Genomic DNA, 26,223 nt, shown 5'->3' on the forward strand with positions numbered 1-26,223 from the left:
TCCTCCAATATTTATTGGGGAAGTTTCCTTTATAATAGGTTGATTATCCACATAACTCCACCTCTTTAGATAATTGACAATTGACAATTAAGGTTAAAATTATTTTTAAACAAAATAATTGCTTTGAATAATTTTTATAACTAGCAATATAATTGCTAGTTATATGGTCAGCACTGCTTACCGCTACAGAATAAATTCTAAATTTCTCAGTGATAACTGAGAAATATCCACAATTGTCCATTGTCAATAGTCAATTCTCAATTATATAAATATTAGGCTAATGTTAAAGTAAAAGTAAATTTAACTCCATCTTCTGTATTTTCCGCCCAAATTTCTTCATCAAGCATAGTTAATATCTTTTTAACTATTGAAAGTCCTAATCCAGAACTTACTCTATTAGTTCTAGATTTATCACCTTTATAAAATCTCTCCCAAATAGTTTTCAAGCCTTCTTCATCGATATGTGAACCTGTATTAGAAACAGAAATATATGCTTTCTTTCCTCTCTCATTAGAAGATAAGGTAATTAATGCACCTTCATTTGAATATTTTATAGCGTTGTCTAACAGATTCATCACAACTTGAAAAATTCTATCTGGATCTCCGTAGACTAAAAGTTCATCTGAGTCAAAATATACTTCAACTTTTACTCTCTTTTCTTTTATTTTAGCTTCATTCTTTAAAATGCTTAATCTTATAACTTCATTAATATCAATTTTTCTAAGTGCTAATCTTATTCTGCCTTCCTCTATAGCAGACATATCCAAAAGATCATTAACTAATCTTGTTAGCCTTTGAGTTTCTTCATAAGCAACAGTTAAATATTCTTTTTCCTTTTCTTTCGGTACTACTCCATCTAAAATTCCTCTTATAAATCCATTTATTGAAGTAATTGGCGACCTAATATCATGAGAAACATTGGAAATAAACTCTTTTCTATTTTTCTCCACTTTTTCTAAGGAATCTGCCATAGAATTAAAAGCCTTTGCAAACTGTCCTATTTCATCATTAGTATTTATTTCTACTCTTTTTGCTACATCACCATTAGCTATTTTTCTTGCCACTAAACTCATTTTTTGAAGTGGTTTTATCACTATTCTATTTGTAAAAAGATAAATAATAGACATAGATAATATCATTATAAGTGCAGTTGACAGCCATATAATTCTATATATTTTCCCAAGAGATTCTTTCACGTAGGACATAGAAAGTTCTACTATTATTCCGCCCTTTATATCTCCATTAACATCTTTTATTTGTTGTCCCAAAACATAGGTATCTTTACTAAATAAATCGCTTCTTTTATCTATTTTCTTTAAATATCCATCTTCTGAAAGATCTTGAATGCTATTTAGTTCATCAACAAATATTTGTTTTCCTACTAAGACATCTTTATTATCTGAAGTAGCTGCAAAGACATAGCCTCGTCCATTAATTAAATATATGTTCTCATAGAAATATTCACCAACAAATTTTAAAGAATTATCTAGCTCTTCATAGGTTAATTTTCCATCTATGTAATTAGATGCCAAACCTTGAATAAACTCTGTCTGTGTTAATACTTGATTTTTCTTACCGTTAACAAAATAATCATTAAACCAAAATGATAAAAATGTAGCAATTGTGGTTAAACTTAGAAATATTATGATAGCATATATAAGCACCATCTTGGAAAATAGGTTACTTTTTACCATCATTTCACCTCAAACTTATATCCTACACCCCAAACTGTTTCTATTTGCCAGTTTGTGCCACCTTCTATTTTTTCTCTTAATCTTTTAATGTGTACATCCACAGTTCTTGAATCACCAGGATAATCATATCCCCATACCTCACACAATAATTGTTCTCTTGTAAAAACCCTATTTTTATTGCTAGCAAGATAATATAATAATTCAAATTCCTTTGGTGGCATTTTCACGTCTTCATTTTTATAAACAACACTATAAGAATTGGCATCTATAGTTAAACTATCATAATTAATAGTTTCTTTGTTTTCTGTTTCCATAGTATATCTTCTTAAAACTGCCTTAACCCTAGCTATTAGCTCCTTAGGCTCAAAAGGCTTCACAATGTAGTCATCTGCTCCAAGCTCTAACCCTAAAACTTTATCAAAGGTTTCACCTTTAGCAGTAACCATAATAACAGGAGTTTCACTGTCTTTCCTTATCCATTTTAAAACATCAATACCGTCAACATATGGTAGCATAACATCTAAAATAACCAAATCAGGTTTAAAATTTAAAAATACTTCCTGAGCCTCTTTACCATCATTAGCTATTTTTATAGAATATCCTGAACTTTCTAAGTACATCTTTATTACTTCACAGATGTTTTTGTCATCATCTACCACCAAAACTTTTGCAATAGAGCCTTCCATAAATACCCCTCCTAAAAAGTTAATTTTGACCTTTGCTTAAGACATCTTCAAAAATAGTTAGTTATTATTCTAGATCATTTGACTAGCTATTTTATTTTAGAAACCTAAACTACTTATAATTAAATATAAGTATACCTCCATTATAATGCTTAGTTAGTATAAAATTAAGATTTGTTACAAATTATTTAAAAATTATTTTGATAATTCTTATATTTTACAGTTTATTACAGTAATTTTCTCAATATCTTTCATAATTTTACACAAATATTCTATAAAATATATATTGAAATTCTTAAATTTAAAAAAACGCGCTGCCAAACAAATGACAACGCTTTTTTATTATATTAATCAAATAACTTACTAACTGATATATCTTCGTATATTCTCTTAATAGCTTCCGCAAATATTGGAGCTACTGATAATATTTTTATTTTTTCTATTTGTTTTTCTTCTTTTAATTGAATTGTATCTAACATTACTAATTCCTTTATAGCAGAAGCTTGTATTCTCTCTATAGCAGGGCCTGATAAAACTGCATGTGAACAGCAAGCGTAAACTTCTTTAGCTCCTCTTTCAACTAAAGCATTAGCACCATTACAGATCGTTCCTGCTGTATCTATCATATCATCTATTAATATAACTTTCTTATCTTTAATTTCTCCTATTATGTTCATAACCTCTGAAACATTAGCTTTAGGTCTTCTTTTATCAATTATAGCTATTGGAGCATTTAATCTGTCCGCAAATTTTCTAGCACGACTTACACTTCCTAAGTCTGGAGAAACTACAACTACATCGTCAACATCTTTAAATCCATTTTCTATAAAGTATTTTGCAAGCATTGGAGCTCCCATTAAGTTATCAACTGGAATGTTGAAGTATCCTTGAATTTGAGCTGCATGTAAATCCATAGTTAATACTCTATCAGCACCTGCAGCTGTAATTAAGTCTGCAACTAATTTTGCTGTGATTGGATCTCTAGCCTTTGCTTTTCTATCTTGCCTAGCATAACCATAATAAGGCATAACCGCAGTTATTCTTCCAGCTGAAGCTCTCTTTAATGCATCTATCATTATTAAAAGTTCCATTAAGTTGTCATTTACTGGTGCGCTTGTTGGCTGAATTACAAACACATCTATTCCTCTAACAGTTTCACCTATGTTTACAGAAATTTCTCCATCACTAAAGCTTCCAACTTGTGAGTCTCCGACTTTAAGTCCTAGCACATTAGCTATGTCTTCTGCTAATTCAGGATAAGAATTACCTGTAAAAATTTTAATATTTTTTCCATGTGGTATCATTATGTAGTCCTCCTATATTTTTATTATTTCTTATGTATTCTATTTATAACCCAATTTTCTTTGTTTTCTTGCTTTGCTCTAGCTATTGCTAATGAGTTTTTTGGTACCTTTTTAGTAATAGTTGAACCTGCAGCAATGTATGTATTTTCTTCAACTTCAACTGGCGCAACTAAATTTGTGTTACATCCTATAAAGGAATTATCTCCAACTATAGTCTTATGTTTATTAACACCATCATAGTTAACAACTACTGTTCCACAGCCAAAATTACATTTTTCTCCTACTTCTGCATCCCCTATATAAGTTAAGTGAGATATTTTTGTTCCATCTCCTATAGTTGACTTTTTAAGTTCTACAAAGTCTCCTACTTTAACTTTATTTCCTACTATAGTTTGAGGGCGAATATATGCAAAAGGTCCTACTGTAGTTTCTTCTCCTACTGTACTTTCTAAAATTACAGAACTTTGTATAGTAACATTGGATTTTATTATACTATCTTTAATTCTGCATCCTGGATATATTGTACAGTTGTCTTCAATAACAGTTTTTCCTTCTATTACATTGTTAGGATATATAATAGTGTCTATACCTATTTCTACATCACAATTTATATATGTATTACTCGGATCAATTAATATAACTCCGTTTTCCATGTGTTTTTTATTAATTCTATTTTTCATTATATTTTCTACTGTTGAAAGTTCAAATTTGGAATTTACTGCTGTAATCTCCTCTACTGGTACATCTATAGCACCAATTTTTTTATTTTCTTTCTTAAGTATTTCAATAACGTCAGTTAAATAATATTCACCTTGATTATTATCATTATTTAGTTTTGAAAGCGTGCAAAGTAATGCTTGTATATCAAAACAATACATGCCTGAATTTATTTCTTTAACTTTAACTTCTTCTTCATTGCAATCTTTAAATTCAACAATTTTTTCTACTTGTCCTTTTTCATCTCTTATTATTCTACCATATTTAGCTGGATCATTCATGATAGATGTTAATATAGTAGCACTAAATTCACCTTGTTCATGATAATCTATTAAACTGTTAACCGTATTTTCCGTAATTAACGGACCATCTCCAACAAATATAGCTACTGTTCCAGTTTTATCTTTTAAAAATTCTTCAGCACACATTACAGCGTGTCCTGTCCCAAGTTGCATCTCTTGTACTGAGTAAGAAATATTTCTTGATTCTGTGCCTTTTTTAACTTTTTCTGCACCTTTACCAATTACCACGTTCACATTTTCTATATTACAACTTCTTAATGTATCGATAACATGATTTATCATTTCTTTTCCACAAACTTTATGAAGCACCTTTGGAATATGAGAATTCATTCTTTTCCCTTCTCCAGCGGCTAATATGATAGCACATTTATACAAATCTAACACCTCTTTATATGAAAGTCATATTTATTTTACTACAAATACGCTTTTATTGATACACTTATTAATTATATTTCATATGGTAATGATTTGCAATAAAAGTAACTCTTATTTAAATTTTCACACAAAAATAAAAAGGAGTGTACACTCCTTTTTATTTAATAAAAAAGCTTAAGCTTTTTCGCTACTCTGCTATTTCATCAACTACAGGCTCTTCATTCTTAACTTTTTCATACTCATCAAGAATAGCCTTTTGTATTTTTTCTCTAGTTTCTGTATTAATTGGGTGTGCTATATCCTTAAATTCACCATCTGGTGTTCTTCTACTAGGCATAGCAATAAAATGACCATTTTGGCCCTCTATAACTTTTATATCATGAACAACAAATTCATTATCTAGAGTTATAGAAACTATAGCTTTCATTTTACCCTCTGTAGCGATTTTTCTAATTCTAACATCTGTAATTTGCATGAACTCCACCTCCAAGATGTGCTATAGGTCTTATTATTCTCCTNNATATTTTTTATTTTTCCTTCTAAAATTCTAATAATTTTGTATATTACAACTTATTTAACAATTAATTCAAAAAAATCTGTAGTAATTATAACTACTATTTTTTAAAATCTCTTTTTAAAGAAGGTTTAACTATAGCCCTTCCGTCTTCACCAATGCCATCAAAATCCACTATAGCTATATAATCACCAATAAGTTTTTCTTTTGTTTCAAAAGTATTATCTACTAATATGCCACAACCTAAAAGCTCACTATTAAATTCTGTTAAAAGTTCTCGTATTCCTTTAGCTGATCCTCCACCTCTCATAAAATCATCTATAAATAAACATTTACTATTTCTCCTCATAGATTTACGTGATAATGACATAGTTTGAATTCTATTGCTTGAGCCAGAAATATAATTAATATTAACTGTGGCGCCTTCCGTAACCTTATTTCTATGTCTTACAGTAACAAGTTGGACACCTAAGGCTTTTGCAACTTCATAAGCTAAAGGAATTCCTTTAGTTTCTATAGTAACAACATAATCAATATCTAAATTGCTAAAAGTTGAAGCTAGAATTCTTCCTGCTTTACTTATAATGGTAGGATTATACATAAGATCTGTTATATATAGAAAATCTCCTATCATCACTCTATCTTCTTCTCTTATAATCTCACAAAGTTCTTCAACAAATTTCAGTCTATCTTCATCAGATATATCTGTTATAAATTTTATTCCTCCTGCTGCGCCTGAAACAGTTTCAACTCTACCCATAGATAATTGTTCTAATGTTTCCCTTACAATAACTATATCTTCACTTACTGTTGATTTAGCAGCATTAAAAATTTCTGTAAATCTATTTAAATTTATTACCTTATTCGGTGACTCAGTTAATGTTTTAGTTATAGCTACAACTCTTTGATTTCTACTAAACTTGTCTGTACTCTTTCCCATATTAAACTTACCTTTCCACGAATTATTTTATATATTTATTCGCAAATATTCATAACTATAATTTTAAATGTTTTTTATATATATTGCAATTATTGATTTACATTTAAAATATCCATTTCTATTTTGGTCAATATTCATTACTTTTATTATAATTATTAATATTCTACTATTTTATTTAATCAAATTTTGGGAAAGTAAACAGCAATTTTATTGTATGAAGATTATGGAATAACTTCAAAATACAATTTTTTCTTTAATAACAGATAAAAATAACATAATTTTAAGAAAATAAATCAACTATTAATCTCTTAATTTACATGGATGAATATATAATCATGAATTTTTCATGTGTATTACAAATTAAAATACCATATTACAAAATCATGTTAATTTCTGATTTAAATTTATCTATACTACTATACCTTTTTAAATTTATTTAAATAAAATAGCAATAAGTCCTTTAACTCTCTCATCACAAATATAGTAACTAACCTCAAGACCTTCTCTATTCCCTTTAATTATTCCTGCTGATCTTAATTTTTGAAGATGTTGAGAGACCGTAGACTGAGGAAGTTCTAAGCAATTTTGCATGCAAGTTACATTACGTTCGCCATTTTCTAATAATCCTTTAACAATGCAAAGTCTAACAGGATGTGCTAGTGCTTTTAATAGCTCTGCATTTTCAGTAAATAGTTCTATCTCTTGCTTATTCATTAAACCAACGACCTTTCCAAAATCCATTTATTTTAGCCTATATGAGGATATTACGATATAGTAATATAATTGTCAATAATTACAGATTTTAAACAACTATAGATATATTAATTTTAAAATTACTTTATTTATAAAAGTAATTATTTTTACTCCTCTGATTATAACTATTTAATTCACAATGCACAGTTCACAATTCATAATTGTGGATATTCCTCAGCAAAAGCTGAGAAATTTAAAGTTATTTATTTTTGAAGTGATACAGTAGTTTATTATAAAGAGACTAGCAAATGTAGACTCTCCATAGTATTAGTTAAATTTATTAGTATTGCTCCAAGGTGTAAAAAAGTGGCGAACAATGTTCGCCGCTACAATAGATCTATTTAAAGAAATTAATTTATAGAGAGTAATTTCTACCACAATTGTAAATTGAAATACTTAAAGATATGGCTATATTCCGCTTATACATTAATTTTTAGAGTAATTTATCTGTATAATATATACTATACTAAATCACAAGTTTTATTGACTTATTAATCACAATATTGTAATATTTGAATATATAGATATTATAAATTATAAAAATAACCAAAACATGTAATTAGTTTTCAAATTTTCTAATCTAAAATATTCAATTAATATAATCGGAGGTTTGTTAAATGAAAAAAAGAAAGTCCTACCAAAAGTGGTCATGGATATTTATGGTGCTATTCATAACACTATCAATCTATGACATAAGATTTGGCCTTTTAGGTTTTGTTTGTATGGGAATGCCACTCTTTTTTGTTCTTAGAAAGCAGGGGAAAATTCATTGTTCCCATTATTGTCCTAGGGGATCACTACTTCAAACTTTTTTAAGTCATATATCTTTGCAGAACAATTTACCTAATAAATTTAAAACAAAAACTGTAAAAAATATTATTTTAAGCTTTATGTTAATAATGTTTGGTATCACCATGATTAAATCTGGTGGAAATATAGAGGCAATAGGATTTGGATTGTTTAGGCTTATGATGTCTTCATTAATTTTAGGTATTATTTTAGGAATAATATATAAGCCTAGAAGTTGGTGTCAGGTTTGTCCTATGGGATATGGTTCTGGCCTCATAGATAAAATAATAAAGAAACCTACATCTTCTAACCGCAAGTAATACCTATAATATCTAATTCTTTTATTACTTATTGCATATAAACAAAAAAACTTCTCAGTATTTCTGAGAAGTTTTATTCAATAATTTTATTGTAAATTATTGATATATAAAATATGGAAGATAAGCTAAAGAGCATGTGAACGAAAGGATTGATGATTACTCTATAATTATTTTTTGAACAAATGTTATCTCATATCTTCCATATTTATTAACATTTAAACTTATTAATCATTTTATTCTTCTGTAAAAATTCATTTGCCTCATCTATGTTTCTCATTTTAAAAACTATTTTAGAGTTTTTTTTATTTAATATCCCCCTACAAAGTATATATTTATTATTATATACATCATTTTTAAAGCTAATTTCTAAAGGTAATTCTTCACCATTTTCATAATTTAACTCTATAAACATTTGATTACTACCCATTTTTCTCCCCCTAAATTTAACATAGATCCTTTATATAGGTATATAATATGAAAACTTAAAATACACTGTAGAAAATAGCCTAACTCCTTAAAACTGAAGAATTTAGAAAGAAATTCACTTTTAGAGAATTTCTAAAGTAAAATTTATTCTAAAAAACGCCAAAGGCTTTGAGGTTAGAGTTCTAACCACAATTCTTATCTTTCATTCTTAATATCTAATTCATTTAAAAAAATTAAGAATAAAAATATTGCATAAATTAAATTTTCATTGCAAAACCCTATGTATCTATTATATCGAACATTTGTTCGCAGTGCAATATTTTTCTATTTTTTTATTTTTTTATTTTTTATCAAGAAAAACTCCTAAATCCAAGATTTAAGAGTTCTTCAAATGGAATTCTCACCTAATTGTCTATTTCATCCCAATTCCACTTTTTTTTAGGCGAGTTTAGTTTTTTAATTATTTCTTTTTTAATATTCCTTAATAATAAATAACTAAATATTAATCCTAAATATCCTATCATAATAGCTTCTATATTATATTTATTTAACATTTTTATTGTATCATCAATTTCTTCAAGCTTTTCTACTGCTAAAGTCCCAGTCTTAACTCCTTCATTATATATATCCAAATTACTAATACATGCATTGCTGTAAATTACAACCATTATTGAACAGTATAATGATAGTGCTATACATAATATAAGTACCACGTTCTTTATTCCTTTTTCACTGAGGGTGCTATCAATAAATATCTTCTTAATTGCTAAATAACCATTAATTACAGCTAATATTATCCCAGCAATATATATTACTGCAGGATTCATAAATTCTCCCCCTTTTTCAAAATTTTCCAGACACCCTAATTGTACCATTTTATGTAGTTTTTACAACCACTGCTTTTACCATATGTTTTCCAATACATTTTAATATTACTTAATTTTTATATTTATATATTTTTTCAAATCAAAACAAAGATTTTTACTTAAATAATTATATTAATTGTGTTATATTTTATTTTGATAGCATAACTTACTTTAGGAGGAAAAATATGAACAATAAAAATAAAATAATTCCTGTAATCTCTGGAATTATATATTCGACCCTATTTGGACTTACCTTTATATTCAGTTCCATTGCTCTTAGATTCACTTCTCCTTTTGCACTTTTATCTATGAGATTTGGAATTGCTTTTATTGTAATGTCTATACTTGTATTTTTAAAAATTATAAAAATAAATTTTAAGAATAAAGATTTAAAAACCTTATTTTTATTAGGACTTATGCAACCCATTTTATATTTTATTTTTGAAACTTATGCCATAAAAAACACAGCCACTTCAGTAGCTGGTACACTAATCGCACTAATTCCTATATCAGTAGCTATAAGTTCAAATTATTTTTTAAAAGAAAAACCTACTAAGGCTCAATATGGCTTTATATTATCCTCAATAGTGGGAGTTGTTATTATAGTAGTTTTAGGCAGTCAAAATAATACTAGTGGAAATTTTATAGGTATAATTCTTTTATTCGGAGCTGTTATTTCTGCAACTATATTTAACTTATTATCTCGAAAGCTCTCCACCACTTTTACCCCTGCTGAAACCACGTATTTTATGATGGGAATTGCTTTTTTTGCTTTTACTCTAATCGCCTTAATAGAAGGATTATATCAAGGTACATTAAATAAATTTTTCTTACCTTTTTATAATCTAGACTTTCTACTATCGTTATTATTTTTAGGAATAATGGCTTCAATAATTGGCTTCTTTTTGGTTAATTTCACTCTATCTAAAATGGAAGCTACTAAGGCATCGGTCTTTTCTAATTTATCTACTGTAGTATCAATAATTGCAGGAGTTATTTTTCTAGGTGAAAGCTTCAAATTATCTCAAATAATAGGTGCTATTTTAATACTTATAGGAGTATGGGGAACAAATAAATTTGGACAAAACAATAATAATTAAGGGTAAGATTATAATTCTTGTAAAAAAATAAATAAGTCTAAATTCATGAGTAATTTTCATAAAATTATTCACTATCAGAGATCATCAATACAATTATTAATTAAAGCTTTAAGAAAATTAATAGTGATGTTTCATTGTCCCTCTTTAATACTATGATTTTAAATGATAAAATTAGGTAGTAAAGGGGGATCATATTATGATTAATAAGAAAAAAGCAATGCCAATATTTGCTGGTATGGCTTACGCACTATTATTTGGACTAACTTTTATGTTTATATCTATAGCTTTAAGGTATACTTCACCATTTATTCTTTTGTCTATTAGATTCTTTATAGCATTTATTGCAATGTCTATATTGGTACTTTTAAAAATATTAAAAGTAAATTTTAAAAATAAAAATTTATTACCTTTAATATTAGTAGGATTTATGCAGCCAATTTTATATTTTACTCTTGAAACTTATGCATTAAAAAGTATTCCTAGCTCTATAGCAGGAACAATTTCTTCCTTACTCCCTATATCTGTTGCTTTAAGTTCGGCCTATTTCTTAAAAGAAAAACCTACTAAAGCACAGTATGGATTCATAATAACTTCTATACTAGGAGTTATTATAATAGTAATTTTTGGTGCAACAAATAGTGCAAGTGGTAGTTTAGTAGGAATACTACTTTTGATTGGTGCTATATTATCACAAACAGTTTTTACTATACTTTCAAGAAAATTCTCAGTAAGATATACTCCAACAGAAACTACATATTTTATGATGGGGATAGGTGGATTTGTATTCACTATAATTGCTTTTATAGAATGTTTAATTAAAGGGGATTTAACTGCATTTATAACTCCCTTTGTACATAAAGAGTTTATATTTTCGATAATTTTTCTATCCATTTTTGCATCAATAATGGGGTACTTTTTAATAAACTACACACTGTCTAAGATGGAAGCTGCAAGGGTTGCTGTATTTGAAAACCTTTGTACTATAGTATCCATAATAGCTGGAGTAGTTTTCTTAGGAGAAAATTTCAAAGTATATCATGTAATTGGTGCTATATTAATAATTTTAGGTGTATGGGGTACAAATCGTTTTACAGCACCTAACCCTAAGATAATTGAAGAAAAAGCTATAAATAGTACTATGAGAGAGAAAAACTGTGATTAAAAATCGCAGTTTTTTAATTTTTGTAGACGTATAAAAATAACTAAAAAAAGTAGGGCTATTCGCCCTAAAAATTTAACTCTCAACATCCCTAATATTTTGAAAATTTTTTATATTATTTAAAACAAAATTTGGCTATAAATAGTAAATTAATTTTAAAATTATTGCTTTGTTTATACAAAAAGTTTGCTAATTATTATTGGGTATCAAATTGCCAATATGCATACTCTAAATCTACGCCTTCTGCAATTCTATCACAATCATCAATTGCCTTCCTATCATCTCTTTTCTTATTCTTTAATTGCCATATAAGATATTCAGAATTGATTTTCGTTAACATATTAACACACCTCTCCATGTTTAACCAAATGGTTATATTTTTAGATATTTATATAATTGATGAAAATCTGTCATGTGTAAAAAATCTAAATAAAATTCTAACATTATGCATGTATATTACATTCTATGCATCTAGTTAAATAATTAACACTTCATGTTTAAAGTTTAACATACTTTTTGCATTAATGGAAGTGATTTTTTAGAATATTTAAAATTTTCTATCGAGCTTTTTTGTCATAGAAAGTCACAATTTAGTATTTATTATTATTGTTTTATTATTATATTTTAAACATTTTCAAATTTTATAAATAGTTTATAAATTTCGTGAATAAAGCATTGACTTTCAACTCATTATGTTGTATATTATACTATATAAATAGTTAGCTCTTATTATTTTATAAGAATAGTTATATCTATGTATGGATCTAAGTTTGTGAAAATTGACTTGAAAACAAATTTTCATTTCGAAATTTAACAGAAGATTATCACAAAATAATTGAAAATCATATAAAAAAGATTGTAGATTCATTCTAATATTTGCATTTTCTATAAGAAAGCATAGGCTTTCACATCACTTTGAGCTAATTTTTGAAAGAGAACTAAAAAAATTCTAATTAAAATTAAATAGCAATCATACTTAATGTTTGGAAAAGCAGAGAAGCAAAATAGTTAATTTAACATCAACCCCTGATAAGTTATATCAAATTTCTTCGCTGCTTTTTATTTATTATATTTACGCAAATATAATATTTATTTAATTACATACCCTTTTTTTCTAAACATATCTTTTAATCTTTTTATAGCTGCTTCCCTTCTTTTAACTATTGTCATATATTTCATATTTTTATACTCTGAATATTCCTTTAAATTTCCTTTTCTATCTAGATAAACATAGTACATGAGTTCCTTATGTTCAGTTGTAAGCATATCAACAAATTCATAAAGATATCTCCTAGTTTCATCATTGATATAATTGTCAATAAATCTATCTTCATAAGTTAATTTATCTTGAAGAATTATATCTTCTCCTATAGGAGTATTTAGACTAACTTCATAATTTGATTTAATTTTGCTCCTTATTAAATAATTAAAATTATTTTTTATGCTTCTCATAGCATATGGAATAAACTCACCTTTACCTACCTCATATTTATCTATAGCTTTCAATATGCTAATTCTTCCTAGTTGTAACAAATCATCTTTATCATATCCATTAATATATACTGCATTGCAACATTTATGTAGAAATGGATTTAGCTTATCTATTATATATTCAATTTCTTTTGCCTCTCCGCTTTTAGCTCTTAATACCACATCATTTATTTCATTACACATACTTTATCCCACCTTAAAATATTCTCTTCTAATTAATTAGATATGCATTTTAAGATGATATTTATAATATTATTGTAAGTTTTGTAATTATTTTTGTATGCATTTTGCTGTAACATTAATTAAGCTTAAAATATGCTTTTTATAAGCAATAATTAGTGCCTATATTATTTCTTGTATTTTTTTAGTGTTTTTTTGTATATAATTAAAGATAAGAATATTTTATATAGTGAATCTAAATGGAAAACATGTATATTATTCTTATTAGTTAAGAATTAGCAATGAAGAATGAAAAATTGTAGATACTTTTCCTTTATGGGATAAGTTATAAATTTATTTCTTTATTTGAAGTTACATAACCACTTTTATAAAAAGCTATCAATTTTATTGCTAGTAAACAAATCAGTTAAAAAAATTAATTTTATAAAATTAATCTTCACCATAATTCTTCATTCTTCATACTTAATTTTTAATATAGTTTATTTATATATAAAGGGTTGCCTATTAAAATATTTATAATAATCTATAGTATGTATGCATTAATATTAAGGAGTTGTTAATATGTCTTTTGATTTTTTAAGAGATAAAAATAAAAAAATACACTTTATAGGTATAGGTGGAATAAGCATGAGTGGTCTTGCAGAAATACTTATAAAGAATGGATATAGGGTCTCTGGCTCAGATATGAAATGCTCTAATATTACTGAAAAGTTGAAAAAAGATGGAGCAGAAGTGTATATAGAACATAATGAAAATAATATAAAAGATGTAGATTTAGTAGTTTATACTGCTGCTATATCCCCTGAAAACCCTGAGCTTCTGAAAGCAAAACAAGATAAAATTCAAATAATGGATAGGGCAGAATTTTTAGGTTACCTTATGAAAGGTCATAAGTATGGTATAGCGGTCTCAGGTACCCATGGAAAAACTACGACTACATCAATGGTTTCTCATATTATATTGGAGGAAAATTTGGATCCTACTATATTAGTAGGGGGAGAACTTGACGTAATAGGTGGAAATGTGCTTGCAGGAAATAGTGACTATTTCTTAACAGAAGCTTGCGAATATAAAGGTTCATTTTTAAAATTCTTTCCTTATATAGGGATAATATTAAATATTGATGAAGATCATTTAGATTACTATAAAGACTTAAATCACATAAAAGATACTTTTAAAAAATTTGTAAATCTCATTCCGAGTGATGGTTATGCAATAATTAATGCTGATGATACTGATTGTTTAGATGTTACTTTAAATGCTAAGTGTAATATACTTACCTTTGGTATACACAATGGACAGTATAGAGCTAAAAATATTAGTTATAATAATTTAGGCTTTGGCAGCTTTGATTTTTATAAAGATGATAAAATGCTGTTTAAAATTAATTTAAATGTACCTGGTAAGCATAATGTCTTAAATGCATTATCTGTTATATGTACTGGATTAGCGCTTAATATTTCTGAAAAATCTATAGTAGACGGATTATTTAACTTTAAAGGTACTCATAGAAGATTTGAATTTAAGGGTAAAAAAAATAACATAACTGTTATTGATGATTATGCACATCATCCAACAGAAATAAAAGCAACATTAGAGGCATCTAAAAATTATCCCCATAATAAATTATTCGCTATATTTCAGCCTCATACCTACACTAGAACAATTTCACTATTTAATGACTTTGTAGAGTGCTTTGATGGTGTTAATGAATTGCTACTGGCAGATATATATGCTGCTCGTGAAAAAGATACTGGAGTAGTTAGCTCATTGAAGCTCGGAGATGCCATTAGAGATAAAGGTGTCAATGCTAAAAACTTTCATAACTTTGATGAAATAGTTAGTTATTTAGAAAATAATGCACATGATGGAGATCTTATTTTAACTATTGGTGCAGGAGATGTATATAAAATAGGTGAAATGTTTCTTAAGGGATCTTCAATAAAATAACTAGTTATTTTATTGAAGATGTCTAAATGAACTTAGGAGGAATTTAGACATGGGACTATCAGTTTATATAGTAAATGCTTTTACTAAAGATACCAAAGGGGGTAATGGTGCAGGTGTAGTTGTAGATGCTTCTATGCTTACCGCATCAGAAATGCAAATTATTGCAAAGGAAGTAGGGCTATCTGAAACAGCTTTTATAATTCCTAATGCTAATAAGAAAAAACATAATAACTCTAAGAATGTAGAAGATTATGATTTTGAAGTTAGATTCTTTACACCAACTCAGGAAGTTGAGCTTTGTGGTCACGCTACCATCGCTAGTTTCTATACCTTAGCAAATCTAGGAATGATAAGCTGCGATGGTGGAAAAAATCAAAAAATTATAAGACAAAAAACTAAAGCAGGAATATTAGATGTAGAGCTTAATTTTAGTGATGATAACATATCTAACGTTCTAATGACTCAAACAGATCCTAATTTCTTATTTGAAATAGATGATAGTAGTGAACTTTGTAATATTCTAGGTATTTCAAGTGAAGATATTTTTATAGAATCTTTTAAGATAAAGCCTCAAGCAGTATCTACTGGACTTGCAGATATAATGCTTCCTGTTAAAAACCTTAAAGTATTAAAATCAATCAATCCTGACTTTAAAAAATTAGCAGACTATAGTAATTCTTTAGGTGTGATTGGAGTTCATGCTTTTACTTTAGAAACAGAAAATGATACTTCTAATGTTTCTACAAGGAACTTTGGTCCTGCAGCAGGAATTGATGAAGAAAGTGCAACAGGCACTTCTAATGGAGCGTTAGGAGCTTATCTTATAAAGAATGAAATTATAAAAGTTAATAAAGACGAAAGCACAACTATTTATTGCGAACAAGGATACTACATGGATAATCCTAGTGAGATAATAGTTAAAGGCGAAAAGTCTTTTGAAAAAATAGTTATTAAAGTTGGTGGAAAAGCCTCAATAATAGCTAAAAAAGAAATAGAACTAAATGAAATTTAAAGGGCTCTTGCCCTTTTTTTATATAAAAAATTCAATTGGTTTAAGTTATGATGCTTAAACTAATTTTTTAATCTTTAATTTTCTCTATCATGATCTAATTATTTCTTTAAATCATTTAAATTCATTTCAACATAAAATTCCATGGAGTTAATTTCTATAATTAAATCACTATAATCAACCTCAAAATTACAAATTGTTGAATGTATTCCTCTATCTTTTAGCAAATGTATAGTGGCAATATTATTATTATCCTTACATGCCCTTATAAGTACGCCCTGCACCCCTGTAAACTGTATTCTTGACCTTATGTAGCTACTATCTATATTTAAATTTAAAGTTCTATTATCCAATAAAATAAGTAAATCTATATCATTTTCATCTTCTCTAAAAATTTTCATTTCAAAATCACTAGCTATATTTAAGTTGTAATTATTAAAACATCTCATTTATATCACCTCATGTTGTAAATATATTGATTTTAGAATTAATGCTTATTAAAATTTAATTCACAATGCACAATTGTAGTTGAAATTATTTTTAGCAATATAATTGCTAGTTATTATGGCGAACACTGTTCGCCGCTACAGAATTAATTTAAAATTTCTCAGCGTTAACTGAGAAATGTCCAAAATCGTGCATTGCGAATCATTAATTTTGAATTGATAAAGTTCACACCTACAATATTCATTAAATAAATTATTTTGATAAAGCTAATCCGTCCATTATTTATAAATTCCTAATTATTTAAATATCTTCTTTATATATTTAATCTTATCATTATATGGTGGGTATCTTAAAGGTACATCAATTGAAAATCCTTTTTTAACCACTGACTTATGATGAGTAAAAGTATCAAAGCTAGCTCTTCCATGATATTTTCCCATTCCACTATCTCCTACTCCTCCAAAAGGAAGATATAGTGATGCTACATGCATTATAGTTTCATTTATACAAACTCCACCAGATGAAGTATAAGTTAATACCTTTTCGATACTCTTTTCATTTTTTGAAAAGAAATATAGTGCCAATGGCTTAGGACGTCTATTAACCATATCTATTGCTTCATCTAAACTATTAAATTCCAATATAGGCATTATAGGTCCAAAAATTTCGTCCTTCATAATGCTATTATCAAAAGTAATATTACTTAATATTGTAGGAGATATATATAATTCTTCCCTCTCAAATATTCCGCCAATTTCAATGTTTCCCTCATCTAAATATCCTATTAACCTGTCAAATTGTCCAGTATCTATAATTCTTGGATAATCATTTGACTCTTTAGGATTTTCTCCATAAAATTTTTTAATATAGTAGATCATAGAATCAATTAATGCATCCTTTACATCTTTATGAACATATATATAGTCTGGTGCTACACAGGTTTGGCCTGCATTTAAAAATTTTCCCCAAACTATTCTTCTAGCTGTTACTTTTATGTCCACATCATAATCTACTATACAAGGACTTTTCCCACCTAGCTCCAAAGTTGTAGGGGTTAGGTTCTTTGCTGCTGCCTCCATTACTATACGTCCTACAGGTACACTTCCTGTAAAAAAAATATAATCAAATTTTTGATTTAGAAGTTCTGTATTTTCATCTCTACCACCATTTACTACTGCTATATATTCTTCTTTAAAGTTCTGCTCTATTAGTTCTGTTAATATTTTAGATACATGAACACTTTTATTAGATGGTTTTAATATTACTGTATTTCCTCCTGCTATAGCCCCTATCATAGGTGCTATGGATAATTGAAAAGGATAATTCCATGGAGAAATAACAAGTGTTACTCCATATGGCTCAGGACACAAAAAACAACTTGCAGGAAAGTGGGCTATTTGTGATCTAACTTTTGTAGGTTGTGACCATTTTTTTAAATTTTTTATTGTATAATTGATTTCTTCTAATACTATGCCTAGTTCTGTTGCGTATCCTTCAAAATTTGCCTTATTTAAATCCTTATTTAGTGCTTCTAATATCTTTTCTTCATTTTTAGTTATTATATCTTTTAAGAGAGCCAATTGTTTAAATCTAAAATCTATACTTAAAGTTTCTCCGGTATAGAAATATTTCCTTTGAATATCTACAAGGTCTTTTATATCTCTCATAAGTTTCACCTCGAAATCTTTTATATCTATTCATATTGTTAACTAAATAATACCACTTATTACACGTTTTCTATAGTATCTATTAAAAGTTTAAATTGATATTTATCATATAAAATTATAAAAATATAAGATTTATACTCTTTATGAAATTTTTATTTAAAAGTTGTTGACAACCATTCAAGTATGTAATATAATAATTTTTGTCGGCGGGGTGTGGCGCAGATGGGAGCGCGCGTGGTTTGGGACCATGAGGTCGCAGGTTCAATCCCTGTCACCCCGACCAAGAGAGTTGCATAGGCAACTCTCTTTTTTTATTCTAAATTTAGTATGTATATTTTACTAGATCATATTTAAAACAAAAGGTTGTGAAAAGTAGACATTCCTTCTACTTTTCACAACCTTTTTATTTTTTTAAGTTAATTGTTTTGCGTTAAATTCTTTTTTTAGTTCATCTAATTTTTTGTTATCTATAGCTCTTTTTTCTCTTATTTCATCTTGTATTTGTTTAGTTTCAGTTATTCCATTTACAATAGTATGCCATGTTTTTTCAAGAGTTTGTACATCAACAAAGCTACCACTTGCTAATCTAGCAGTCACCTTAGATTGATTTGCTAAATTTTCTGCATTTCTCATAAGTAGTTCATTTGTCTTTTCATCTAATGCTGTTAATGCTTTAGCTTGTACATCTTGCCTTTTTAACATTATTGATTGAATAAGACATTGCTTAAATATTGGTAATGTTATGATGAAGGCTGAGTTTATTTTTCTAATAAGGTTATAGTTGTTGTACTGTAACATTTTTATAGAAGGCATTGTTTGCAATGCAATATTCTCTGCAAGTTTTAAATCATGAACTCTTTGTTCCATCATCTCTCTAACTTGCATTATGTTACTTAGTTCCATCTTCTCTACATTTCCACCTAGTTCAGCTTTTCTCTCTAACTCTGGTATTATGTTAGTACTAAGCTCTTCAACTGCAAATTCTCCAGCATGTATATACTGTTCTAATTTTTCATAATGCTTAAGATTTTCTTCAAACATCTCATTAAGGTTTATGTTTAAGCCATTTATTTCATTTTCATATTCTTTTAAGGATATGTATACCTTCTCTACTTCATCACCCATAGTATGATATTTTTTAAATAATTGCTCTATAGAGTTCTTAGTTTTATTAAATACTTTTTCAAAAAATCCAACTTTCTTTTCGTCAAAATCTTTTATATCAAACTTCTCCATTATTTTATTCAAATTATTTAATAATGTTCCAGTGTCTTCTATCTTAGCCATTTCCATATTGTTAAGTATCCTATCTGAAAATTTAGATATACTTTCCACTGTTTCATTTCCAAATCTCACTACTGTTTGCATATTATCTGTATCTATTTGAGCAAGTATATTGTTTATCTCTGGTGAATTTTCAACTTTTTTTGCTATTTCTTCTTTCTGCTTTTGTAAATTAAACTCTTTAACTTCAATTATATCAGTGTTTTCTGAAGCTGCATTTCCATTTAGTTTCATATTTATATTCCCTCCCTATATGCTTTTCATCCTTTAAAATCGAAATAACTTACTAATAAAGGAATCCCTCTTTTTCTCCAAATTAGGCATAGTTAAATTAAGTCTAACAGAAGGTAAGTTATGACTTTTAAAAATATTTTCTTTTAATAATATTTCTATATTTTTATAATTAGTAGGTGTGAATACTGCTATATCCATCCCTACAATGTTTAAATATGCTAAAGTTATAATATCTTCTTCACTTAAAAAATCCTTAGTATTATCATATATTACCACCTTAGGAATATATGATGTATAGTCAAAGGTTTCTATTAATTTTAGAATATCGTCGCTAATATTGAGAACAGTCATTATTATATTTAATTTGAATTCCTTCTCCATCTCTTTATTAAAAGGATTCAACAATATTAATTCATTTATTTTAGACAAAATTAAATTTTGTAGTTTATCGCTTAAATATTTAAATCTATATAAATCACTATTTTGTACTTTATTAAAATCTAATAATCCATCTCTATCTAAAAAATAAGCAATTGAGTATTTATCTTGCCTTGAATATTTCATTTCTGTAAAAGGCACAGTATTTATTGTTAAAGTATTACTATTGGAAGACAATTCTTTAAAATCTCTCCAATATTCATCTAAATCTTCATGCGTCCCATTTATTTTAGCAAATATATTAGGTATATAAACTATATTATTTTCCACTTTAAAATGAGGTCTTATCTTACCAGTTTCTTTCCACAATATTTTCATTTCATCATAAGTAGTCTTCAATAAAACTGATTTTGTCGAACTTTCGTTTAATTGTCTTGGCTTATAGTAACCAACATCCGTTCCTAATAGCTCCTCAAGTTCCTTAGAAGCCTTATATGCTACTGTTTCCTTTACTATGGCTCTTTCTATTACTGGAAAACTTTCGATTGGAGCAAAGCTACCTAGCTTAGTTAAAAAAGTATATTTTCCCTGCTTGTCCAAAACATCATAAAGTAAATCATCTTCCTCTCTAGGACTGATATAAACAATATCACAGCCTACAAAAGATGCATATATTAAGAAATATATTTCATGAGCTTTTATTTCTCCATAATATATAATTTTTCCATTATGCTCTTCATTAAAACTGTTATGTAAAATAACAGAATATCTATTAATCCAACATATAAGCTTCATTACAAAGTTTTGAAGTTTAGATATATTTAAGCTTTCTTCCACATTAAGATATAGATATAATATCTCTATAAAACCAGTTTTTATCATTAAATTAACTTCTTCTTTATTGCTCCTAGGTAAAATATTAAGAGATATTATTTCTGTAATAACTTTATTCTTATCTTTTATGTCTAGTAAACTTATCTTTTCCTTAATCTTTCCAATATATTTAGCTGCTTCTTCATTAGAGGGTACTGTAATTTTATTTTCAAATTTTAAATAATTGTATTTTCCCTCGTTTAATTTTTTATCTAATTTGTATAGATTATTGTAATACATGTTACTATTTTCATTTTCTATACCAATATATCTTTCAAAATATATTGGATAAACTTGATTCTGCACGTAACCCTCTCTTACTTTTAAAGTAGTAAAAATATCTTTAAATATATCTTTACTTTTCGCTAGTAATATCTTTTGCGATTTCCCTTCATCACATAAATCGCTACTTACATCAGTTCCATATTCTAATATAATTTCCTTTAATTCAACTCTGTTTTTATTATTGATAGCTAATATAAATTCATTATGATAATCTATTGAAGAAAATACATCATCATTATCACTATTAATATATAAAACATCATATCCAATTAAAGAGAGTAATATTAAAAAATATGCTTCATGTTTCTTTATGCTTCCATAATATACAGCTTTAGGATTATGGCCTTTTATATCATAACTGAAACTCTTTGGTATATACTCATAAAGCCAAAAAATAATTTTGCTTATAAAACTAACTATCAAGCTTGAATTAGCCTTGCCTTCATTTTTCACATATAAGTTAATTAACTTTATTAAAGCCTCTTTTAGATCTTTATTTATGAAATTATTGATTTTAAGCATACCTTCTTGGTACAGAGCTTCTACAATATTATCTACAGAAAAGCCATTTAAGTAAGCATTATTTATGCAATCTTTTATCTTATTTATTCTGTCTAAATCATATGGGATATTGATTTTATCCACAAAATGTATATATATATTTCCTAATTTTGAAAGATTATTGTTTAACTTAATAATTTCACTATAATATTCACTCTCATTATTTAAACCAATATATCTATATCCATATATATATTCATTATTATCATTATCAGAAATTTTTCTTTCTTTTCTTGTTAATAGCACATCTCTAAAAATATCGTTTGATTTTTTTAGTAAAAAGCCTTTATCTCCCATATACATTACCTCTCTTAGTTTAACATCCTTAGATAATTTATGTAACTTTATTATAGGTTAAAAAAATCTTTAGTTCAATTAAAGAAAAGAATAAGTAATATATAAAACACTTTAATGATTAAGTTTATAAATATTTAGGTTCAATTTTAAATATAATTCGAAATTAAACCTAAATATTTTTACATTTTACTGTTTTTCTCATTTGTATGTTCCCTTATATAATCGTATAAATATCTTCCTTATGTGGGAAAATATTTACTAAATATTATTTATTTTAGGAAGTGAATTATTTGAAAGCGAAATATAGTGATTTATTTAAAGAACTTATAGAATCATATTCAGAAGGCAGCTTTGAAGAAAAAGTTACTGAGTTATTAAATAATAGCGATACTGAAAAAGAACATATTGCAGCAATAATTTCTAGTCTCTGTGGCGTAGAAATTCCTTTTAGTGATAATTATATAGGTAATATTAAAAACGCAATACTTAAATACACCCCTGATCATAAAGTTGTAGATAAAGTAAAAAAATGCAGAATGGATTGTGCAGATAAAGATGGAAAAACTTACTGCCAAAGATCATGCCCTTTTGATGCTATTTTAGTAGACAAAAAATCCAAGACTACTTATATAGATAATAAAAAATGTACTGATTGTGGATTCTGTGTTGAAGGTTGTCCTACAGGAAGTATATTAGATAGAGTTGAATTTTTACCTTTAGCAAATCTTTTAAACAATAATAGCATAGTAATTGCGGCAGTTGCACCTGCCATTACCAACCAATTTAACAATGCTAATATAAATCAACTTAGAACTTCTTTTATGAAAATGGGCTTTACAGATATGGTAGAAGTAGCATTTTTTGCTGATATGTTGACACTGAAAGAAGCGGTAGAATTTGATGCAAAGGTTAAGACTAAAGATGATTTTATGATAACTTCCTGCTGTTGTCCTATGTGGGTTGCTATGCTTAAAAGAGTATATGAAGATCTAGTAAAACATGTTTCTCCTTCTATATCACCTATGATTGCTGCTGGCAGGATTATAAAAGTTTTAAATCCTAATGCGAAAGTAGTTTTTATAGGCCCTTGTGTTGCCAAAAAGGCAGAAGCTAAGGAAAAAGACTTATTAGGCGACATAGACTTCGTATTAACCTTCTCTGAAATGCAAGAAATATTTGATGTCTTTAATATTAAACCTGAAGAGCTACCTGAAACGCCTTCAATTGAATATACTTCTCGCGTCGGAAGATTATATGCTAGAACTGGTGGAGTATCTATAGCTATAACCGAATGTATAGAAAGGTTATTCCCTAAAAAATTTAAAAATTTAATAGCAGTTCAAGCTAATGGAGTTAAAGAATGTAAAGAATTATTAAATAGTGCTATGAATGGAGAAATTGCAGGAAATTTTATAGAAGGTATGGGATGTATAGGTGGATGTGTTGGAGGGCCTAAAGTCATACTTGATAGAGAGCTCGGTAAAATTAAAGTTAATGAATTTGCAAATAGCTCAGAAATTAAATTACCTGTAGATAGTGAAACAATGAATATGATCTTAGAAAAAATTAATATAAATAATTTAAATGATTTCCTAAACCATGACAAAACCAATATATTTCATAGGGATTTTTATTAAATTATATATTTAGTAGTTTAAATTAAATTTTATATTTATAAAATTACCTTTTAGTTATGATCAAACTTTGATATACTACCCTAAGAGGTGATGATATGCTTAAGGATATAAAAGCTGCAATATTTGACATGGATGGAACAATAGTTGATTCTATGTGGGTTTGGGAAAATATTGACATTGACTACTTAAATAGTAATAATTTGTCCTTACCACCAACTTTAAAGTCAGATATAGCCCATCTTAGCTATGATGAAGTAGCTGCTTACTTTAAAAAAGCCTTTAATCTTCCATATACCATAGAAGAAATAAAAGATCATTGGAATGAGCTAGCTTATAAAGAATATTGCACGAATGTTAAATTAAAGCCCGGTGTTAAAAGATTTTTAGAACTACTAAAATCTATGAATATAAAAATAGCATTAGCAACAAGTAATAATAGATTATTATTAGAAGCTTGCTTAAAATCAAATGGCATTTATAACTATTTTGATGTTATTACTACTACTGATGAAGTAACACGAGGAAAAGATTGTCCTGATGTTTATCTATTAACAGCAGAAAGACTTGGAATCGACCCTAAAAATTGTATAGTCTTTGAAGATATACTTCCTGCAGTAAAAGGTGCTAAATTAGCCAACATGAAAGTAGTTGGTGTCTATGATGACCATGCAATTCATCAACATGAAGAAATGATAAAAATTGCAGATAAATTTATAAAAGAATATGATGAATTACTTAAAGAAATAAATTAAAAAGCCGTAATAAAAAGTTACGGCTTTTTAATTTACTATAAGGTTTCTTCAAACTGTGAAAAAGGTTTATCCTCTAAATATTTTTATATTTATCTATGAATTTTAAGTCTTATTGAAATAAATTTTAATAAGGTATAATTTATAAAATTAAATTATTAGTCAAGTTTTTATATCTTCTGAATAAACTTATAACAATAGTATTTATTTTACTTAGGGGGATATATGAAGACTTTTTTTATGTACACTTTTTTTTTAATAGCTTGTATAGCTTGTGGATATGCTTTTTTTCTTTCTTTAAAATATAATAAACAATATACTCAACTTAGAGTATTGTCAAGACGAAATAGTGAACTGTTATCTAAACTTAAAACACTTAATACTCCGTTAGAAAATTTAATTATATCCTATTTACCAGTATATTCTTACCATGGAGAAATAAAAAATAGCACTTTATTATATATTGCTCCACTTCTTAATTCAGCTATAGTGAGAGATCTTTCTCAAGGAGTTAAAGTTCAAATTATAGATTGTTGTGAAGTTTACAATATAATCTGGTATGAAGTTAAAGTAATTATTCAATCACAAAATAAAAACATAAAAGGCTTTGTTAGGAAAAGTGATGTTAAAGAATTGGAAATTGTGGAAACTAGTTTATACACATATAAAAATATTGAATAATTACTATTAATTTATATAAGATTTTAGCTAATTATCTTTATAAGGTTAAAAATATCTCCCATCTTTTACAGATGGGAGATTTATTATGGTCTTATATTAAAATTTTAATATATTTAATTTTCTTATAAGATTCTTGCTATAGTCAATCTAGCACTTATTCCATTAGCGCCCCCAACTATTACTGAAAGGAATTTGCTAACTCCAGATGTGTTTATTAATCTTATTACATCAAATTGGTTAAGGCTTAATACTACACTACCACTCAATTGATCATTAAACTGATTAGTTGCCATAGCTTGCGCATTAGCATTATTACGTGTAATAGCAAATTGAGCACTTCCTGTGTTATCATTTCCTAAAGCTACATGCCAAGTTATATAATAAATACCTGGAGTTACAATAGTAACAGAAGTTGCGTCAGTAATTATTCCTGTACTACTGCGTAGATTAAAGTTAACTGGTGCATTATTCGCAACTGTTTGAGCCATATTGCTTGATAAAATTGCTATTGCTGTTGGACCTGGTACTCCGGTTGCTCCTGTTGCTCCTGTTGCTCCT

Annotated in this window: 23 protein-coding genes, 1 tRNA gene and 1 pseudogene; 9 read left to right on the plus strand and 16 right to left on the minus strand. The window is 27.3% G+C overall.

Annotated features, from left to right (window positions below; all coding sequences use genetic code 11):
• Nucleotides 1-272: 272 nt before the first annotated feature.
• From B2W91_RS03130 to B2W91_RS03160, 7 genes are all read right to left on the minus strand, one after another.
• A complete protein-coding gene (locus B2W91_RS03130) occupies nucleotides 273-1,694 on the minus strand; it encodes a sensor histidine kinase (RefSeq protein WP_291578824.1) in 1,422 nt (473 codons plus the stop codon).
• Nucleotides 1,694-2,380, minus strand: a complete 687-nt coding sequence (locus B2W91_RS03135) for a response regulator transcription factor (protein ID WP_291578825.1) — start codon at nucleotides 2,378-2,380, stop codon at nucleotides 1,694-1,696. Before B2W91_RS03135 ends, B2W91_RS03130 begins: the two co-directional genes overlap by 1 nt.
• Before the next feature lie 344 nt (nucleotides 2,381-2,724).
• Nucleotides 2,725-3,681, minus strand: a complete 957-nt coding sequence (locus B2W91_RS03140; RefSeq protein WP_291578826.1) for a ribose-phosphate diphosphokinase — start codon at nucleotides 3,679-3,681, stop codon at nucleotides 2,725-2,727.
• Between the two features lie 23 nt (nucleotides 3,682-3,704).
• On the minus strand, nucleotides 3,705-5,075 hold the full coding sequence (gene glmU / locus B2W91_RS03145; RefSeq protein ID WP_291578827.1) for a bifunctional UDP-N-acetylglucosamine diphosphorylase/glucosamine-1-phosphate N-acetyltransferase GlmU: 1,371 nt from the start codon (nucleotides 5,073-5,075) through the stop codon (nucleotides 3,705-3,707).
• A 187-nt stretch (nucleotides 5,076-5,262) separates the two neighbouring features.
• On the minus strand, nucleotides 5,263-5,550 hold the full coding sequence (gene spoVG, locus B2W91_RS03150) for a septation regulator SpoVG (protein ID WP_039634355.1): 288 nt from the start codon (nucleotides 5,548-5,550) through the stop codon (nucleotides 5,263-5,265).
• A gap of 139 nt (nucleotides 5,551-5,689) precedes the next feature.
• Nucleotides 5,690-6,529 carry a pur operon repressor gene (gene purR, locus B2W91_RS03155; protein ID WP_291578828.1) on the minus strand — a complete coding sequence of 280 codons (840 nt, stop codon included), beginning with the start codon at nucleotides 6,527-6,529 and terminating at the stop codon, nucleotides 5,690-5,692.
• Nucleotides 6,530-6,961: 432 nt separating this feature from the next.
• On the minus strand, nucleotides 6,962-7,243 hold the full coding sequence (locus B2W91_RS03160; protein WP_291578829.1) for an ArsR/SmtB family transcription factor: 282 nt from the start codon (nucleotides 7,241-7,243) through the stop codon (nucleotides 6,962-6,964).
• A 656-nt stretch (nucleotides 7,244-7,899) separates the two neighbouring features.
• On the opposite strand from B2W91_RS03160, the gene B2W91_RS03165 reads away from it, so the two are divergent.
• On the plus strand, nucleotides 7,900-8,391 hold the full coding sequence (locus B2W91_RS03165) for a 4Fe-4S binding protein (RefSeq protein WP_291578830.1): 492 nt from the start codon (nucleotides 7,900-7,902) through the stop codon (nucleotides 8,389-8,391).
• A gap of 208 nt (nucleotides 8,392-8,599) precedes the next feature.
• Here the strand turns inward: B2W91_RS03165 and B2W91_RS03170 are convergent, their stop codons facing one another.
• Nucleotides 8,600-8,818 carry a hypothetical protein gene (locus tag B2W91_RS03170; RefSeq protein ID WP_291578831.1) on the minus strand — a complete coding sequence of 73 codons (219 nt, stop codon included), beginning with the start codon at nucleotides 8,816-8,818 and terminating at the stop codon, nucleotides 8,600-8,602.
• A 403-nt stretch (nucleotides 8,819-9,221) separates the two neighbouring features.
• Nucleotides 9,222-9,644: a hypothetical protein gene (locus B2W91_RS03175; RefSeq protein WP_291578832.1), complete on the minus strand. Its 423-nt coding sequence runs from the start codon at nucleotides 9,642-9,644 to the stop codon at nucleotides 9,222-9,224.
• 224 nt (nucleotides 9,645-9,868) lie between these two features.
• Here B2W91_RS03175 and B2W91_RS03180 point away from each other — a divergent pair, with 224 nt between their 5' ends.
• Together B2W91_RS03180 and B2W91_RS03185 are read left to right on the plus strand one after the other, a co-directional pair.
• Nucleotides 9,869-10,783 (plus strand): DMT family transporter, encoded by a 915-nt coding sequence (locus tag B2W91_RS03180; RefSeq protein WP_291578833.1) that lies wholly within the window; start codon nucleotides 9,869-9,871, stop codon nucleotides 10,781-10,783.
• Nucleotides 10,784-10,979: 196 nt separating this feature from the next.
• A complete protein-coding gene (locus B2W91_RS03185) occupies nucleotides 10,980-11,945 on the plus strand; it encodes a DMT family transporter (protein WP_291578834.1) in 966 nt (321 codons plus the stop codon).
• 193 nt (nucleotides 11,946-12,138) lie between these two features.
• Here the strand turns inward: B2W91_RS03185 and B2W91_RS03190 are convergent, their stop codons facing one another.
• Complete coding sequence (locus B2W91_RS03190; RefSeq protein ID WP_291578835.1) at nucleotides 12,139-12,282, minus strand: hypothetical protein; 144 nt, start codon at nucleotides 12,280-12,282, stop codon at nucleotides 12,139-12,141.
• Between the two features lie 749 nt (nucleotides 12,283-13,031).
• Complete coding sequence (locus B2W91_RS03195; RefSeq protein WP_291578836.1) at nucleotides 13,032-13,616, minus strand: sigma-70 family RNA polymerase sigma factor; 585 nt, start codon at nucleotides 13,614-13,616, stop codon at nucleotides 13,032-13,034.
• Nucleotides 13,617-14,174: 558 nt separating this feature from the next.
• Between B2W91_RS03195 and murC the strand changes: the two genes are divergently transcribed.
• Together murC and B2W91_RS03205 are read left to right on the plus strand one after the other, a co-directional pair.
• Entirely contained in the window at nucleotides 14,175-15,563 is a 1,389-nt protein-coding gene (murC, locus tag B2W91_RS03200; RefSeq protein WP_291578837.1) for a UDP-N-acetylmuramate--L-alanine ligase, read from the plus strand.
• Between the two features lie 49 nt (nucleotides 15,564-15,612).
• The gene (locus B2W91_RS03205) at nucleotides 15,613-16,575 is read left to right on the plus strand and encodes a PhzF family phenazine biosynthesis protein (RefSeq protein WP_291578838.1); all 963 of its coding nucleotides are present in this window, start codon (nucleotides 15,613-15,615) and stop codon (nucleotides 16,573-16,575) included.
• A 98-nt stretch (nucleotides 16,576-16,673) separates the two neighbouring features.
• Here the strand turns inward: B2W91_RS03205 and B2W91_RS03210 are convergent, their stop codons facing one another.
• The gene (locus tag B2W91_RS03210) at nucleotides 16,674-17,021 is read right to left on the minus strand and encodes a hypothetical protein (protein ID WP_291578839.1); all 348 of its coding nucleotides are present in this window, start codon (nucleotides 17,019-17,021) and stop codon (nucleotides 16,674-16,676) included.
• A gap of 294 nt (nucleotides 17,022-17,315) precedes the next feature.
• Complete coding sequence (locus tag B2W91_RS03215) at nucleotides 17,316-18,686, minus strand: aldehyde dehydrogenase (protein ID WP_291578840.1); 1,371 nt, start codon at nucleotides 18,684-18,686, stop codon at nucleotides 17,316-17,318.
• A 207-nt stretch (nucleotides 18,687-18,893) separates the two neighbouring features.
• Here B2W91_RS03215 and B2W91_RS03220 point away from each other — a divergent pair.
• Nucleotides 18,894-18,969: transfer RNA gene (locus B2W91_RS03220), tRNA-Pro, on the plus strand.
• A gap of 128 nt (nucleotides 18,970-19,097) precedes the next feature.
• On the opposite strand, the gene B2W91_RS03225 is transcribed toward B2W91_RS03220, so the two are convergent.
• Nucleotides 19,098-20,204 carry a toxic anion resistance protein gene (locus B2W91_RS03225; protein WP_291578841.1) on the minus strand — a complete coding sequence of 369 codons (1,107 nt, stop codon included), beginning with the start codon at nucleotides 20,202-20,204 and terminating at the stop codon, nucleotides 19,098-19,100.
• A gap of 33 nt (nucleotides 20,205-20,237) precedes the next feature.
• The gene (locus B2W91_RS03230; protein WP_291578842.1) at nucleotides 20,238-22,598 is read right to left on the minus strand and encodes a YceG family protein; all 2,361 of its coding nucleotides are present in this window, start codon (nucleotides 22,596-22,598) and stop codon (nucleotides 20,238-20,240) included.
• 290 nt (nucleotides 22,599-22,888) lie between these two features.
• Between B2W91_RS03230 and B2W91_RS03235 the strand changes: the two genes are divergently transcribed.
• The 3 genes from B2W91_RS03235 to B2W91_RS03245 all read left to right on the plus strand — a co-directional run bounded on the left by B2W91_RS03235 (nucleotide 22,889) and on the right by B2W91_RS03245 (nucleotide 25,665).
• A complete protein-coding gene (locus B2W91_RS03235; protein WP_291578843.1) occupies nucleotides 22,889-24,235 on the plus strand; it encodes a [Fe-Fe] hydrogenase large subunit C-terminal domain-containing protein in 1,347 nt (448 codons plus the stop codon).
• A 95-nt stretch (nucleotides 24,236-24,330) separates the two neighbouring features.
• A complete protein-coding gene (locus B2W91_RS03240; protein WP_291578844.1) occupies nucleotides 24,331-24,987 on the plus strand; it encodes an HAD family hydrolase in 657 nt (218 codons plus the stop codon).
• Nucleotides 24,988-25,209: 222 nt separating this feature from the next.
• The gene (locus tag B2W91_RS03245; RefSeq protein WP_291578845.1) at nucleotides 25,210-25,665 is read left to right on the plus strand and encodes a hypothetical protein; all 456 of its coding nucleotides are present in this window, start codon (nucleotides 25,210-25,212) and stop codon (nucleotides 25,663-25,665) included.
• A 122-nt stretch (nucleotides 25,666-25,787) separates the two neighbouring features.
• Here the strand turns inward: B2W91_RS03245 and B2W91_RS03250 are convergent.
• A pseudogene (locus B2W91_RS03250) lies at nucleotides 25,788-26,223 on the minus strand (hypothetical protein); the annotation flags it as partial.

Origin of the sequence: Clostridium sp. UBA6640, from assembly GCF_002455975.1 — a bacterium.
GTDB lineage: Bacteria > Bacillota > Clostridia > Clostridiales > Clostridiaceae > Clostridium_J.